Source organism: Allobosea sp. 10L417 (assembly GCF_056395485.1).
Genome location: NZ_JBFTJP010000013.1, coordinates 86,059 through 101,394, shown reverse-complemented (window position 1 = coordinate 101,394; position 15,336 = coordinate 86,059). Strand labels below are relative to the sequence as shown.

The window sequence follows — 15,336 nt, the reverse complement described above, 5'->3', positions numbered from 1 at the left end:
TCACCGCACCGCCGTGATCTCCACCGTCCCGAAGCCGGTACGGCCGAAGCGATCCGGCCGGTACATGTCCTCGATCACGGCGGCGGGGGAGACGTAGCGGCCGGGCGAGACCGCCCGCGCGATATAGGCGACGGTGTAGGCGAGCTTGTCGCTCTTCGCGCCCGAGCGCTCGAAGGCGGCGACGAAGCGGTCGTCGCGCGATTCGGTATGCACCGGCGAGACCTCCTGCTTCAGCCAATCCAGCCCAGCGACCGAGGCGCCCTCCGTCAGGTTGGCGTTCTCGATCTCAAGGCCCGCTGGGACCGGATCGACCAGCAGCAAACGGCCATAGCGCGGCGCGCCTTCCGAGACGGTCAGCGCCACCACATAGCGCTCGTTCTGGCGCAGGCGGGCGGGATCGGCGCGCTCGCCCTTCATCGTGTAGATCACGCGCTCCAGCCCGAAGCCCTGGTTCAGGGCCGGCTCCGGCGCGGTCGGGATGCCCGCCACGGTGATGACCGCCTGCGCACTGGCCGCGCCGGGATTGGCGATGGTCAGGGGCTTCCCCTCCAGTGCTTCGGCGGGAATCGTGCGGTAGAGGGCGCCCTTCCGAGCGGTGCCGTCGACCGTCAGCGTCATGCCCTCGGCGTCCTTGGCCATGGCCTGCGCCGCCAGCACCATCCACATCTGCTCCTGTGTCGACGTGTAGCTGTAGCGGGCGCTGTTGCGGGTGGCGTCGAGGATCGAGACGGCGCGGCTGATATCGGCGCGCTCGCCGTTGGATTCGGCGATCAGGGCGAGCACGCCGGCGCCGTCGCGCAGGCGGGAGCCGTAATCGGGCCGCGACAGGCCGTCATCACCAGCCTGCTGCAGCAGCCCGAGCGCGCTGCCGAACGCGGCGCGGCCGCGGCCACGATCACCCAGTGCGGAGAGCGCAGCGCCGATCTGGGCGCGGGCGAGTGGCGTCGCGAAATCGCCGAGCTTGTTGTCTGCGAGGTAGCGCAGATCGCCCATCACCGGCCGGCCGTTGCGGGCGAGCACATAGAGCGCATAGGCGATACCGGCAGCCTCTTCCTTGTTGATCTCGCTGGTGTTGACGACCTGGTTGCGCAGGCGGTCGAGCGCGAGGTTGAAGGCGATCTGCGGCACGGCGAACTGCTTCTCGCGGGCCCGCGTCAGGAAGTCGGTGACGAAGGCATCGAGCCAGAGATCGTCGCCGCCGACGCCCCAGAGACCGAAGGAGCCGTTGCCGCCCTGGCGGGCGAGTACGCGCTCGATCGCGTTGACGACGCGCTCGTCGGCCTTGTCGTCGAGCGCGAGCTGCTCCAGCGAGGCGAGCTGGTTGACGGCGAGCAGCGGCAGCGCGCGCGAGACGGTCTGCTCGGTACAGCCATAGGGGTAGCGGTCGAGCGCCTTGAGCAGAGCGGGCACGTCGAGCGAGCCGAAGGGCGAGACGCTCACCGAGACCTGTCCCGAATTCGGCACGAGATCGGCCAGCAGATCGGCGGAGACGGTGATCGCTCCGCCATTGCCGGGGATGGCCCGGACGATCCGGCGTGCGATCGTAGCAGTCGAGGGCTGCACCCGGACCGCGAGGTTCTGCACCGTGCCGATACCGTTCGGTCCGGAAACGCGCACGTCGAACTCGGCGCGGCCGAGTCCGGCGGCGGTGACGGGGATCGTCATCTGAGTCTTGGCGCCGGCGCCAAGCTGCATGGTGCGGCGGGTGGCGTCGGCCGCGACGAGCACCGGGCCCTTCACGTCGAGATCGACGGTATAGGCGCCGGCCGGCCCCTCGACATTGTCGACCTGGAGATGGAAGCGCGACTGGTCGCCGATGGCGAGGAAACGCGGCAGCGTCGCCTGCGCGACGATCTGGTCGCGCACGATCACATCGGCGCTGGCCTGGCCGGTGCGCCCGGCCGACCAGGCGACGCCCATGACGCGCACCGAGCCGTTGAAGGCCGGCATGTCGAAATCGATCTTCGCCGTGCCGTCCGGCCCGACCTTGACCACGCCGGAGTAACGCGCGAGCGGCTCCTGCGTCGGCTTCTCGCCTTCAAGCTGGGGAGCCCCGTCGCCGCCGGTGCGGATCGCGCCGCGCGTGCCCTGCATGCCGTCGATCAGATAGCCGTAGAGATCGCGCAGCTCATGGCCGAGCTGGCGCTGGCCGAAGAAGAATTTGCTGGGATCGGGGCTCTCATAGCGGGTCAGGTTGAGGATACCGATATCGACGGCTGCGAGTGTGACGTAGGCGTCCTCGCCCGGTTTCATACCGGTGACCTTGACCGGCAGCGACAGCGTCGAGAGCGGGCGCACCAGCTGCGGCGCGCCGAGATCAACAGCCAGCGTGCGCTGCTCCTTGCCGATCTGGAACCAGGAAAGGCCGATGGCGCGGCCGGGCAGGCGCTTGGCGGCGGCGTCCATGGGCCTGTGCGCGAGCACGACGAGATAGGCGCTGGCGCCCCATTCCGCCTTCACCGGGATCGAGGCGCTGGTGCCGCCCTCGGCGATGTCGATGGTGCGGATATCCGCGACCTTGTCGGTAATCACCGCGAGCGTCGCCTTGCCGGCGAAGCGCGGCGAGAGGCGAACCTGCAGGCTCTCGCCATCGGCGTAAGCGGCCTTGTCCAGCGCGACGTCAAGCACATCCGGCGTATCCGCCGTCTTGTCGCTCTCATAGCCGACGCTGAAGGAGACCGAGCTTTCGGCCGCTTCAACGCCGTCAGAGGTCACGTCGAGCCGGTAATTGCCCCATTCGACCGGCGCGGCGATCTTTGCGCCCGCGGCTTCCGCCACCGCGATCTCGCCATCGGCGACGCGGCGGGTGGTCTTCACGCCCTCATAGTTCCAGCGGCCGTCCTGGAAGAACCACTGATAGTTGCGGCGCACCTTCGACAGCACCCATTTGACGCCGGGCCGGGCGATGCGCTTGCCGTCGCCGGTCGCCATGATCACTTCGAAATTGGCGGTCTGGCCGTTGCCGAGGTCGCCGTCCCTGAAAAGCTTCTTGACGCCGATGGCGGCGCCCTTCGGCACGATCGGCAAGGTGACGGAGCGAGCGATGGCGCGCCCGCCGGGTTCGCCGACGCGCACGGTCATCTCGACCTCGAGCGGGCGGTTGGTGTCGGGCTGCTGGACCGGGTTGGTGATCACCGCCTTGCCGGCGGCGTCGGTCGTGGTGCTCTCCTCGAACTCGCTCTGGACGGGCTCGAAGGCCTCGTCGGTGAGGCCGACCTGATAGTCCTTGAAGCCGGGGATGGCGCTGGCGCCCGCGGCACGGATGGTCATCGAGCCGGTGACCTCGAGCTCGGAGCCAGGCGCGCCGTAGAGATAGCGGGCGGCGACGTCGAGCTCGGCCGGCTGGCCGGCCTGAAGCAGTGGCGCCTTTGGCGTTAGCGTCAGTTCCAGCCGCTCGGGCACATAGTCCTCGACGAGGAAGGAGGTCTCGCCGATCGCCTGCCCCTTCGGATCGGAATAGGCGAGGACCCGCCAGGTGCCGGTCGCGGCGCCGGAGACGAGCTGGATCGAATGGGCACGGCCGCCGGCACCCTGATCCTCCACCTGACGGCGGCGATACTCGACGCCATCAGGACGCTTGACGACGATGGTCAGCGGCAGACCCGTGACGGCGGCGCCCTTGGCGTCGCGCAGCAGGGAGGTGAGATAGACCGTCTCGCCCGAACGGTAGACGCCGCGCTCCGTGTAGAGATAGGCGTCGAGGCCGGCAGGCGCGACGCGCCCCTTCACCCCGCGATCGGAGAGGTCGAAGGCGGTCTGCTTCAGGTCGAGGAAGCCGTAATCCTCGGCGAGCGAGGCGGTGACGAGGCCGGGCGCATTGCCGCCCTGGCCCTTGGCAAGCCCTGCATCGAAGCGGGCATAGCCGTTCGCGTCGGTCTTCGCCGTGCCGAGCACCTCGTTGTTGCGCGCGATGAGGCGAAGTTCCGCATTGGCCACGGGCTTCGCATCGGCGAGCGAGCGTGCCAGCACATGCACGCCGTCCGGGCCGGTGAAGGAGGTCAGGCCGAGATCGGAGACGACGAACCATTGCGTCGCGCGGGTCGAGCCGTCGTCATAGGAATCGCTATCGTCACTGACGGGCGCGGAGGCCGGCCCGCCCGAAGGCTTGGCGAACATCACATAGACGCCGGGCTTGAGACTGCCGACAGCTTCCGTGACAGGGAAGGCGGTGATCACGTCCTGGTTCAATTCGGACTTCACGTCCATCGTGCCGGTCCAGACGCTCTGGCCCTTATCGCCCGAGATCTGCTTTCCCGACCATGAGCCGAGCTGACCGAGGAAGTCGTCGGAATGGACGGAGTTGATCAGGTTGCGGTCGCCGATCCGCATGACCTCGAGGTCGAGCTTGCCTGAATTGACCGAGACGACCGGGATGCCCTGCTGGCCGGTGCGCGGCAGCACGTAGTTCTTGCCGGTGAAGCGCACCGAGGGGGTACGGTCACGGACATAGATCTCGTAATCGGCCGATTTCAAAAGGGTCTCGTCGGGAATGGCCGAGGGCACGCCCTGGCGGATGACGACGCCATAGCGCTCGCCATGCTTGAGGCCGTCGACGCAGATCTGGCGATCCTCGGCGCTGACGGCGAAATCGCCTTTTCCGCCGGAGATGGCGACATAGGGCGCGAAGTCGACGCGTCCGCGTGCCAGCGCTTCCGAGAACTCGAAGCAGGCGCGCGGGGAGGCGGCGTCGGAATCGGTCTTGTTTGAGATCAGGCGGAAACCGCGCTTCTCGCGCAGGCTCTCATAGGAACTCTGCAGCGCAGGGTTGGCGGCAAGGTCGAGGCTGAGGCGATAGGTGGTCAGCGCCGGGCGCCAGAGCTCGTTCTTCTCGAAGGTCTGTGCGAGCACGCCGAGCGACGCCGCCTCGTCGCTGCGGGTGGTCGCTCGGCTGTAGGCGAGATAGGCAGCGGCGATGGCGCGCTCGCGCAGCTCCCAGCGCTCGCGATAGTCGCGCGGTTCGATGGCGTTGGCGGCGCGCGCCATCAGGCGCCAGCCGGCGGAACTGCCGGAATCCGCGACGATCGCGGCATTGGCCTGGGGCAGGGCGGAGCGGGCATCGCCGCGGGCGAGCGCGATCTCGCCGGCGCGGACGGCGTCAGTGGCGGAGCGGTTCCCGGCCGAGACCTCGCGCTTCAGCCGCTCCTCCAGCCGCTGGCCGTCGGAGAGCAGGTCGTTGCGGACATAGGCCTTCTGGGCGAAGGCGGGTGCGGCCGAGAAGGTCAGGCAGAGGGCGAGCGCGAGACGGGAAAGCAGGGTCATCGTCGTTCCTCTTCGTCGGCCGGTCCGCCAGGATCAGCGGCAAAGGCTTCAGGCCGATGACGGCGTGAGACGGGGCCGGCAGGCTATCACCGCCCGGCGCGCGTTCAAGTCATGCGAATGCAGGTCGCGCCGGCGGGGCGCAAACCGCCAAAACTTCCGACGGAGCTGCTTTGCCATGGTTGCGGCGCGGCGCGTTCTGACGCTCAATGCCGCCGCTCTGCCCCCGCCTTGAGGACGAGATGATGCCGCGCGCCTGCCAGACCCGCCTGCGAATCGGACGAGCCCGCGCCGCGGCGCTGGCGCTCGCGCTGGTGGCCGCGCCGCATGCAGGCGCTTGGGCGCAGGCGCCCGGCGCGCAGGCCCAGGCTGCGAATCCGCAGATGGCGGCGGCGCAGGCGAGCTTCGAGGCCCTGCCCGAGGCCGAGCGCAAGGCGATCCAGAGCGATTTGATCTGGGCTGGTCAGTTCAACGGCGCGGTCAGCGGCGCCTTTGGTCCCCTGACCTTCCGCGCGATCAACACCTTCAAGGGCGCGCGTGGGTTGGCCGACGGTATGCTCCTTCCCACCGAGCGGGTCGCCCTGGCGAGGACCGCGCAGGTCGCGCGCGACCTGGCCGGCTTCCGCACACTGGTCGACGAGAAAACCGGCGTTCAGATCGGCATCCCGACGAAGCTCCTGCCGAGGCGTGACGCGACGCCTTCCGGCGGCAGCCGCTGGCAGAGCGCCGACGAGAAGGTCACGCTCGACACTTCAGCCTCGCCGCCGGGCGAGGACCTCGCCGCGCTCTTCGAGAAGGCGACAGCCGTCAACCCGAACAGTCCCCGCAAGATCACCTACAAGCTGCTCCGGCCGGAGTTCTTCGTTGTGACGGGCGAGACGCCGACCGGGCGGTTCTATCGCCGGCTCGCGGCCGGGCCGCAGGGGCTGCGCGGCTTCTCGATCGGCTACGACAAGGCGGTCGCGCCGATGGTCGACAGGCTCGTCATCGCGATTGCGGCGAGCTTCGAGCCCTTCCCGACCGGGGCGGTCCCCGCCGCGCCTCCGTCGGTCGCCGGTGCGGCCAGCCCGCAGGCCGGGCTGCCCTCGCAGGCGGTGCCGGCCGCGCGCAGCAACGAACGTTATGGCGTCGCGATCGCGCTCAATGAGCGGATGGCCCTGAGTGTCGCGCCAGCGGTCGATGGCTGCCGCAGCCTGCGCGTCGGTAATCGCGCCGGCAAGCTGCGCCTGAAGGACGATGCGAGCGGGCTCGTCCTGCTCGATCTCGACGGCACGGGTGCTACGAAGCCACCCGGCCTGCGCGCAGAGGCGCCGCGTGCCGATGAGGCGCTGGTGCTCGTCGCCTATGGCAATGATGCCGGCAAAAGGGTTGCTCTGGCACTGCCGGGGCAAAGCGTGCTGGCGGCCGGCGGCAAGCCTGCGCTGCGGGCGCCCCTGCAGCCTGGACAGGCCGGCGCCCCCGCCTTCGACCGGCAGGGGCGTCTGGTCGGGATCGTCACCGACAACCCCTCCGACAAGGTCCTGATCGCCGGCATCGCGCCGCAGCGCAGCTACGCGCTGGCCGATGCCGCTGCCATCCAGGCGATGCTCGGCAAAGCCGGCGCTTCGCTATCGCCGGCTGCGGCGGGCACCGAGCTCAGCACCGGCGCGGTGGTCGAACGCGTCTCGGGCAGCGTTCTGCCCGTCATCTGCGGCCTGTAGCATCCGACTAAATCGCTGGTTGTCACCCGCCGCGCGATCGGCTCAGATAAGCCGTCGTACCAAGGGAGCCCCGTCGCGGACGAGGAGCGCCCGTATACTAAATCGATTTAGCGGAGGAGATGGGGAATGAGTGATTTCATCGACAGGCGAACTGTGCTCAAGGGCGCGGCCGCGGCGGGCGCTGCCAGCCTGATTGCGGCGCCAGCCATCGCGCAGGCGAAGTGGCCGGCCCGTCCGATTACGTTGATCTGCCCCTGGGGCGCCGGCGGCGGCACGGACGCAACCGCGCGTATCGTCGCCGCTATGCTGGAGAGGGGGCTGGGCCAGCCCGTCAACGTGGTGAACCGGACCGGCGGCTCGGGCGTGGTCGGCCATTCCGCCATCGCGACCGCCGCCCCCGACGGCTACACCATCGGCATGCTGACGGTCGAGATCAGCATGATGCACCATCAGGGACTGACCGATCTGACCCCTGCGAGCTATACGCCGCTCGCCCTGATGAACGAGGATCCGCCAGGCGTGCAGGTCAGCGCGTCGAGCCCACACAAGGACATCAAGGCGCTGGCTGAGGCGATCAAGGCCGCTCCTCCCGGCAAGCTCAAGGCTTCCGGCACGGGCCAGGGCGGCATCTGGCACCTCGCGCTGATCGGCTGGCTGGTGTCGATGGGACTGAAGCCTGACCATGTCGCCTGGGCGCCATCGAACGGTGCCGCGCCGGCGATGCAGGATCTCGCTGCCGGCGGCATCGACATCGTCACCTGCTCCGTGCCGGAAGCCCGCGCCATGCTCGACGCCGGCAAGGCCAAGTCGCTGGCGATCATGGCTAAGGAGCGCAACCCGCAGTTCAAGGATGTGCCGACGCTGAACGAGACACTGGGCGTCAACTATTCCGTTGGCGCCTGGCGCGGCATCGCCGGGCCGAAGGGCTTGCCCGAGAACGTTCAGAAAACCCTCATCGCCGAGCTCCAGAAGGCCTATGAATCGAAGGAATTCCAGGACTTCATGAATGCGCGCGGCTTCGGCATGACCTTTGCCGACCAGGCTGGCTTCACCAAGTTCATGGCCGATGGCGACAAGGCGATGGGTACCGCCATGGCCGCCGCGGGCCTCGCCAAGAAGGCGAGCTGAACCGACGCAGCCAAAGCGCGACGGGCGGCCCGGCCGTCCGTCGCAATGCCTTTCAGGCCTGCGTTCCGCGTTGCGGGCAGGCCGCTCGGACAAGGTCGAACCGATGCGTTTCAACGACACCATCGTCGGCGCCACGTTCATCGTGCTGGCCGCGATCATGATCGCGCTGACATTTTCCTTCCCGGCATTTCCGGGCCAGAATTACGGCCCGAGCCTGTTCCCGCGCATCCTCGGCACCGGCATCATCCTGTGCTCACTGCTGCTGATCCTGCGCGAACGGCGTCTGCCTGCGGCGGTGCCATGGCTCGTCCTCGCCGATTGGGTCAGGCAGCCGCGCCACATCGCTTCCTTCGCGCTGATGCTGGCTGCGATGCTGTTCTATCTCCTCGCGTCAGAGGCGCTCGGCTTCATTCCCTGCGCCTTCCTGATCCAGCTCGTGCTGTTCCTGTGGTTCGGCGTCCGCCCGCTGACGGCGCTGATCGTGGCCGCGGCGATGACGGCGCTCGTCCAGTGGTTCTTCGGCAGCATGATGCTCGTGCCCCTGCCGCGCGGCATCCTCGACAGCGTGCTCTGAGGAGTTGGCGATGCAAGCGATCACGACTGCCTTCGGGCTCGTCTTCGACATCCAGGTCCTGGGCGTCATCCTCGCTTCCGCGATGTTCGGCATGTTCGTCGGCGCCATGCCGGGCCTGACGGCGACGATGGCGACCGCGCTGCTCGTGCCCGTCACATTCTTCATGGCTCCGGTGCCGGCGCTCGGCGCCATCGTCACCGCGACGGCCATGGCGATCTTCGCCGGCGACATTCCAGCCGCCATGCTGCGCATGCCGGGGACGCCGGCCTCGGCCGCCTATGCGGATGAAAGCTACGAGATGACCAAGAAGGGTCAGCTCGACCTCTGCATGGGCGTCAACCTCGTCTTTTCGGTCCTTGGCGGCATCTTCGGCGTTATCGTGTTGATCCTGCTGGCGCCGGTTCTGGCCGAGGTGGCGATCAACTTCTCGTCCTTCGAGTATTTCTGGCTGGCCTGTCTCGGATTGACCTGCGCCGTCTTCATCGGCACGGGCGATCCGGTGAAGGGGCTTCTGTCGCTGTTCGTCGGCCTCGCCATCGGCTGCATCGGCATCGACCCTGCGGCCGGCCAGCCGCGTTTCACCTTCGGCAATGTCGATCTGCTCTCCGGCATCAACTTCATTCCGACGCTGATCGGTATGTTCGCCGTGTCCGAGCTCCTGCGCGGTGCGGTCTCGATGGAGGCCGGCGCGACGATGGTCAAGCAGCAGGTCGGCAACATGCTGGCCGGCGTCGGGGCCGTCTGGCGGAAATACTGGAGGAACTTCTTCCGCGGCTCGATCCTCGGTACCGTCATCGGCGCGCTGCCTGGCGCCGGCGCGGACATCGCGGCCTGGGTTTCCTACGCCGTCTCGAAGAAGCTCTCGAAGGAGCCGGAGAAATTCGGCACCGGCCATATCGAGGGCATCGTCGATTCGACCTCGGCCAACAATTCCGCGCTCGGCGGTGCCTGGATACCGGCACTCGTCTTCGGCATCCCGGGCGATTCGATCACCGCTATCGTCATCGGCGTGCTCTACATGAAGGGCATGAATCCCGGTCCCAGCGTCTTTCTGCAGACGCCGGAACTGATCTATGCCGTCTTCATCATCTTCATCCTCGCCAACATCCTGATGTTCCCGCTTGGCTGGGCGGCGATCAAGTCGGCAAAGCAGATCCTCCGGGTGCCGCGCAACATCCTGCTGCCTATCATCCTGATCTTCTGCATGGTCGGCTCCTTCGCCATGACCAATTCGCTCTACGGCGTCGTCCTGATGGTGGTGATGGGGGTCTTCGGCTGGCTTCTGGAAGAGCACGGCGTGCCGGTCGCGCCGCTGATCCTCGGCCTCGTGCTCGGCGAGATGCTCGAGCAGAACTTCATGACCTCGATGATCAAGTCGGACGGTTCGTTCCTGGTGTTCTTCGAACGGCCGATCGCCGGCGTTCTGGGCGTCAGCACGCTCGTCATCTGGGGCTTGATGGTCTGGCGGCTACTGCCCTTCGGGCGCCGTCCCGCGGGGGCGCTGGCTGGGGACACGGCGGCGCCCTGAAGCGGCGCCGACCCCTCACTTCTTCAAGAACGCGGCGAAGGCCGCCATCGCCTCCGGCGAGCGCAGGCGTTCGCCGAAATGGCGGGCCTCCGTCGCGATGGTCTCGGCCACGGCCTGCGCCGAGCCGCGCTTCAGCAGCATCTTGGTGAGCGCGAGCGATTCCGGCGGCAGAGCCGCCAGTGCCTTGGCTTTGGCAAGACCGGCTTCCAGCGCCGTGCCGTCCTCGACCAAGGCATTCACGAGACCAGCTTCGGCGGCCGCCTCCGCATTGAAGGCCTCGCCCAGCATCAGCAATTCGGCCGCCTTCTTGGAGCCGGCGACGAGCGGCAGCAGGTAGCTCGATCCGCCCTCGGGGGAGAGGCCGAGCGTGACGAAGGGCAGGCGGAAGGTCGCGGAGCGGGCGGCGAAGGCGAGGTCGCAATGCAGCAGCATCGTCGTGCCGATGCCGACGGCGAAACCTTCCACGGCCGCGACGATCGGCTTCCGGGCTGTCGAGATCACCTCGAGGAAGTCGATGGCGATGCGCGGGCCTTCGCCTGAGGCGGCGGCGATGGCGAAATCCTTGATGTCGTTGCCGCTGGTGAAGCAGCCGCCGGCGCCCGTCAGCAGGATGGCGCGGATAGAGGCGTCGGCCTCGGCGGCGCCGATCGCCGCGATCAGCCCGGCATAGCTCGCCCGATCCAGCGCATTCTTGCGGTCGGGCCGGTTCATGGTGACCTGCACCACGCCGGCCGCGACGGTTTCGCTCAGCACTTCGCTCATCGGTCCGCTCCTGATTGCCCAGCCCGGATGACATGGCCCTTCGGACAGGGTCAAGCGAGGCCGGATGCGTCTTTCGTCGTCGCCCTGTGCTTGACATCGCGCGGTCCCGATTCTCCCTTGCCCGCCAGACGCCTTCGCTGCCTTGGTTTGCGAGTCGGGCGCGGGACAGGAATTGCGGAGAGCGTCGATGACGAAGGTTCAGCTTGAGATGTGCGGCCCGGTCGCGCTCGCCACCATCGACAATCCACCGGTCAATGCGCTTGGCGCCGCGGTGCGCGAAGGGCTCGCGAGCGCAATCCAGCAGGCGAACGCCGACGCTTCGGTGGTCGCGATCGTGATCGCCTCCGCCGGCAAGGCCTTCATCGCCGGTGCCGACATCAGCGAGTTCGGCAAGCCGCCCGCGCCGCCCCTGCTGCCGGACCTGCTCGACGCGATCGAGGCCTCGGCCAAGCCGGTCGTCGCGGCGATCCAGGGCATCGCGCTCGGCGGCGGGCTCGAGGTCGCGCTCGCCTGCCATGGCCGCGTCGCGCTGCCCGCTGCCAAGCTCGGCATGCCCGAGATCAAGCTCGGCCTCATCCCCGGCGCCGGCGGCACGCAACGCCTGCCGCGGCTGATCGGCGCGTCGAAGGCCTTCCCGATCATGCTCTCCGGGGAGCCGATCTCGGCAGGGCAGGGGCTCGAATACGGACTGCTCGACGAGGTCGTCTCCAGCGATGTCGTCAAGGCGGCGATCAGGCTGGCCGAGGGGCTCGCCGCCGAAGGGCGCCGTCCAGTCACGAGCGCGGATGACGACAGGCTGACCGAGGCGGATCGCGAAGCTTTCGAGGCGCTTGCCAAGGACGCGCTGAAGAAGGCCGACGGCATGCCGAACGTGCCGGCGCTGGTCGAGGCGGTCCGCAGCGCCTTCACCATGCCCTTCGCGGAAGGCCTGGCCGTCGAGCGCAAGCTGTTCCTGTCGCTGATCGCCGACGAGCGCTCCAAGGCGCTGCGCCATGTCTTCTTCGCCGAACGCGAGGTCGCGAAGGTGCCGGGCATCGGGCCGGAGGTGAAGCCTCGGGAGATCGCCAGCGCCGCCGTGATCGGGGCGGGAACGATGGGCGGCGGCATCGCCATGTGCTTCGCCAATGCCGGCATCCCGGTGACGCTGATCGAGACGGCGCAGGCGGCGCTCGACAACGGCATCAACCGTATCGGCGCGATCTACGACATCTCGGTTTCGCGGGGGTCGCTGACGCCGGAGGCGAAGGCCCGGCGCATGGCACTGATCAGGCCGGCCGTCGGGCTCGCTGCGGCTGCCGGCGCCGATATCGTCATCGAGGCCGCTTTCGAAGAGATGGGCGTCAAGCAGCAGATCTTCGGCGAGCTCGACAAGGTCGCCAAGCCCGGCGCGATCCTGGCCAGCAACACCTCCTATCTCGACGTGCCCACCATCGCGGCGGCGACGAAGCGGCCACAGGACGTGATCGGCATGCATTTCTTCAGCCCGGCCAACGTCATGAAGCTGCTCGAAGTCGTCCGGCCGAAGGGCGCGGCCGACGATGCGATCGCCACCGCCGTCGCGCTCGGCCGAAAGCTCGGCAAGGTGCCGGTCGTGGTCGGCAACGGTTTCGGCTTCGTCGGCAACCGCATGCTGGAGCAGCGCACGCGCGCCGCCGAGCGGCTGCTGATCGCGGGCGCCCTGCCGCATGAGGTCGATGCCGCACTGGTCGGTTTCGGCTTCAAGATGGGGCCCTTCGCCATGGCCGATCTTGCCGGCAATGACATCGGCTGGCGCTCGCGCAAGGCGCGCGGTCTGAAGGCGCCCGTCGCGGATGCGATCTGCGAGGCCGGCTGGTTCGGCCAGAAGACCGGGCGCGGGTATTACCTCTATCCGCAGGGGGCGCGCAGCGGCCAGCGCTGCCCCGAGGTCGAGGCGCTGATCGCCCGCATCTCGGCCGAGCAGGGCGTGACACGGCGCAGTTTCACCCAGGAGGAGATCCTGGCGCGTCTGCTCGACCCGATGGTGAACGAGGGGGCGCGCATTCTGGAAGCGGGCATCGCGGCGCGGCCGGGCGACATCGATGTGGTCTGGATCAACGGCTACAACTGGCCGGCCTGGCGGGGCGGTCCGATGTACTGGGCCGATACGGTGGGGCTCGACGTCATCGCGAAGCGGCTGGAAGCACAGGCCGCCGAGACCGGCGACAAGGCGCTGGAGCCGGCGCCGCTGCTGAAGCGCCTAGCCGCCGAGGGCAAGGGTTTCGCGAGCCTGAAGGGCTGAGTCGGATTGAGGCTCGTCATGCTCGGGCTTGACCCGAGCATCTCTCTCACGAGAGGCTCCGGAGCCTCCTCGGCCTGAGATTCTCGGGTCTGTGCTTGCGCTCCGCCCGAGAATGACGGCTCGCGGAAAGCGGGCTAGGGTCGCGGCCGTTTGCGTCATCTCAGGAGAGGCGATTGGCTTCGGGATTGTTTGCGCTGCTCGACGACGTCGCCGGCATAGCCAAGGTTGCGGCGGCGTCGGTCGACGATGTCGTGGCCCAGGCCGGCAAGGCGGGGGTCAAGGCGGCGGGCGTCGTCATCGACGATGCGGCGGTGACGCCCCGCTATGCCGTGGGCTTCGCCGCCTCGCGCGAATTGCCGATCATCTGGCGGATCGCGCTGGGCTCGCTGCGCAACAAGCTCATCTTCCTGCTGCCGGGCGCGCTCCTGCTCGCGCTGATCGCGCCCTGGGCGATCACGCCGCTCTTGATGGCAGGCGGCGCCTTTCTTTGCTTCGAGGGCGCCGAGAAGGTGCTGGAGCTGGTGCTGCCGCATGGCGCGCATGGCACCGCGAAGGCGGGCGAGACGGCGGGAGACCCCGCGGCCCTCGAACAGCAGAAGGTCGCCGGTGCGATCAAGACCGACTTCATCCTCTCGGCGGAGATCATGGCGATCACGCTCGCCGGCGTCTCCGACCAGTCGTTCTGGATGAAGGCGGCGGTGCTCGCCATCGTCGGCATCGGCATCACCGTTGCGGTCTATGGCGTCGTCGCGCTGATCGTGAAGGCGGATGATGTCGGTGTTGCGCTTGCCGCCAACCAGCGCCCCGCCACGAGTCTGCTGGGCCTCAGGCGGCCGAAGCCGGGTGAAGCGAGCAGGCTCGACCGTGCGCTGCGCTGGCTGACGCGGCCGCTCGGGCGCGGCCTCGTGCGCGGCATGCCCACTTTCCTCAACCTGCTCGGCGCAGTCGGTACGGCGGCGATGCTCTGGGTCGGCGGCGGCATCATCATCCACGGGCTGGAGGGCTACGGCCTCTCGGGCCTCGGCCGCGGCGTCCATGACCTTGCCGTGGCGGCCGGCCGCGCCTTGCCGACCGCGGTCGCCGGTGCCGGGGAGTGGCTGGCCGGGGTGGTGCTGTCGGCGGTCTTCGGGCTCATCGTCGGCGGCATCGCGATCGTCGCGATGCATTGGCTCGTCGAGCCGGTGCTGAAACTGTTCAGAAAGGGTGCGGGCAGGCCTGCACCCGATGCCAGGCGCGAATCGTAGCGGGATTTCGCCGTCATGCTCGCGCTCGCCGCGAGCATCCACGTCTTGAACACCGCCCTCGCCGGAGGAAGGCGTGGATGGTGGGGACAAGCCCGACCATGACGGGCGGTTGACCCAGCCTCAATCCAGCCAGCTGGTGAAACTCTCGACCGGCTCGCGCTCCGGCACGAGGCGGTTGGCCGGCGCATCCGCATCGGCCTTGCCGATGGCGATGCCGCAGACCACGACTTCGTCCTCGGGGATGGCCAGCTCGCGCCGCACGATCGGATGGAACTGCGCGAAGATCGCCTGGGGGCAGGAATCGAGGCCGTGGCCCTGCGCGGCGATCAGCAGGTTCTGGATGAACATGCCGAGATCGAGCCAGGAGCCGATTTCGAGATCGCGGTCGATCGTCAGCATCAGCGCGACCGGCGCATCGAAGAAGCGCAGGTTTGCCGCGGTCTGCCGCTTCATGCCTTCGCTATCGCCCTTCGCCACGCCGAGCAGGCCGTAGAGATCCCAGCCGACCTTGCGGCGTCGCGAGAGATAGGGCTCGCGGAAGCGTTCGGGATAGTAGCGGTACTCCTCGACGCCGGGGCGCTCGCCGGTTTCGAGCGCTGCGAGCAGCGCTGCTTCGAGGCTTGCCCGGGACTGCGGGCCGATCACCCTGAGCTTCCAGGGCTGCATGTTGGTGCCGGAAGGGGCCTGTGCCGCCAGATCGATCAGGCGGCGGACGAGATCGGGCTCGACCGGATCGGGCAGGAAGGCGCGAACGGCCCGGCGCGAGCGGATGGCGTGCTCGACGGCTTCGATAGGTGTCATCGCCGCGATCATGCTCCGCGTCTCCGGGCTGCTTGCTCCACCGCGTTGTGACAGAGCCGCCGGCCGTGCGCCAGAGACCGCTA

9 protein-coding genes are annotated in these 15,336 nt (G+C 68.4%); 6 read left to right on the top strand and 3 right to left on the bottom strand.

Annotation, left to right across the window (positions count from 1 at the left end):
- The gene (locus AC1DE3_RS24900) at positions 1 to 5,259 is read right to left on the bottom strand and encodes an alpha-2-macroglobulin family protein (protein WP_476780679.1); all 5,259 of its coding nucleotides are present in this window, start codon (positions 5,257 to 5,259) and stop codon (positions 1 to 3) included.
- A 242-nt stretch (positions 5,260 to 5,501) separates the two neighbouring features.
- On the opposite strand from AC1DE3_RS24900, the gene AC1DE3_RS24895 reads away from it, so the two are divergent.
- The 4 genes from AC1DE3_RS24895 to AC1DE3_RS24880 all read left to right on the top strand — a co-directional run bounded on the left by AC1DE3_RS24895 (position 5,502) and on the right by AC1DE3_RS24880 (position 10,186).
- On the top strand, positions 5,502 to 6,956 hold the full coding sequence (locus tag AC1DE3_RS24895) for a peptidoglycan-binding protein (protein ID WP_476852846.1): 1,455 nt from the start codon (positions 5,502 to 5,504) through the stop codon (positions 6,954 to 6,956).
- A 126-nt stretch (positions 6,957 to 7,082) separates the two neighbouring features.
- Entirely contained in the window at positions 7,083 to 8,084 is a 1,002-nt protein-coding gene (locus AC1DE3_RS24890) for a tripartite tricarboxylate transporter substrate binding protein (protein WP_476780681.1), read from the top strand.
- Positions 8,085 to 8,187: 103 nt separating this feature from the next.
- Positions 8,188 to 8,658, top strand: coding sequence for a tripartite tricarboxylate transporter TctB family protein (locus AC1DE3_RS24885; protein ID WP_441509619.1), 471 nt, complete (start codon positions 8,188 to 8,190; stop codon positions 8,656 to 8,658).
- Positions 8,659 to 8,668: 10 nt separating this feature from the next.
- Entirely contained in the window at positions 8,669 to 10,186 is a 1,518-nt protein-coding gene (locus AC1DE3_RS24880) for a tripartite tricarboxylate transporter permease (protein WP_476780682.1), read from the top strand.
- 15 nt (positions 10,187 to 10,201) lie between these two features.
- Here AC1DE3_RS24880 and AC1DE3_RS24875 read toward each other — a convergent pair whose 3' ends face one another.
- Positions 10,202 to 10,948: an enoyl-CoA hydratase-related protein gene (locus AC1DE3_RS24875; RefSeq protein WP_476852845.1), complete on the bottom strand. Its 747-nt coding sequence runs from the start codon at positions 10,946 to 10,948 to the stop codon at positions 10,202 to 10,204.
- Between the two features lie 187 nt (positions 10,949 to 11,135).
- Between AC1DE3_RS24875 and AC1DE3_RS24870 the strand changes: the two genes are divergently transcribed.
- Together AC1DE3_RS24870 and AC1DE3_RS24865 are read left to right on the top strand one after the other, a co-directional pair.
- Positions 11,136 to 13,208, top strand: a complete 2,073-nt coding sequence (locus AC1DE3_RS24870; RefSeq protein WP_476780684.1) for a 3-hydroxyacyl-CoA dehydrogenase NAD-binding domain-containing protein — start codon at positions 11,136 to 11,138, stop codon at positions 13,206 to 13,208.
- A 173-nt stretch (positions 13,209 to 13,381) separates the two neighbouring features.
- Positions 13,382 to 14,452, top strand: a complete 1,071-nt coding sequence (locus AC1DE3_RS24865) for a DUF808 domain-containing protein (RefSeq protein WP_476852844.1) — start codon at positions 13,382 to 13,384, stop codon at positions 14,450 to 14,452.
- 120 nt (positions 14,453 to 14,572) lie between these two features.
- Here AC1DE3_RS24865 and AC1DE3_RS24860 read toward each other — a convergent pair whose 3' ends face one another.
- Positions 14,573 to 15,253, bottom strand: a complete 681-nt coding sequence (locus tag AC1DE3_RS24860) for a nitroreductase (RefSeq protein WP_476852843.1) — start codon at positions 15,251 to 15,253, stop codon at positions 14,573 to 14,575.
- Between the last annotated feature and the right edge of the window lie 83 nt (positions 15,254 to 15,336).

Coding starts and splice junctions, on each gene's coding strand:
- AC1DE3_RS24900 (WP_476780679.1), bottom strand. CDS start 5,259: ATGACCCTGCTTTCCCGTCTCGCGCTCGCCCTCTGCCTGACCTTCTCG.
- AC1DE3_RS24895 (WP_476852846.1), top strand. CDS start 5,502: ATGCCGCGCGCCTGCCAGACCCGCCTGCGAATCGGACGAGCCCGCGCC.
- AC1DE3_RS24890 (WP_476780681.1), top strand. CDS start 7,083: ATGAGTGATTTCATCGACAGGCGAACTGTGCTCAAGGGCGCGGCCGCG.
- AC1DE3_RS24885 (WP_441509619.1), top strand. CDS start 8,188: ATGCGTTTCAACGACACCATCGTCGGCGCCACGTTCATCGTGCTGGCC.
- AC1DE3_RS24880 (WP_476780682.1), top strand. CDS start 8,669: ATGCAAGCGATCACGACTGCCTTCGGGCTCGTCTTCGACATCCAGGTC.
- AC1DE3_RS24875 (WP_476852845.1), bottom strand. CDS start 10,948: ATGAGCGAAGTGCTGAGCGAAACCGTCGCGGCCGGCGTGGTGCAGGTC.
- AC1DE3_RS24870 (WP_476780684.1), top strand. CDS start 11,136: ATGACGAAGGTTCAGCTTGAGATGTGCGGCCCGGTCGCGCTCGCCACC.
- AC1DE3_RS24860 (WP_476852843.1), bottom strand. CDS start 15,253: ATGACACCTATCGAAGCCGTCGAGCACGCCATCCGCTCGCGCCGGGCC.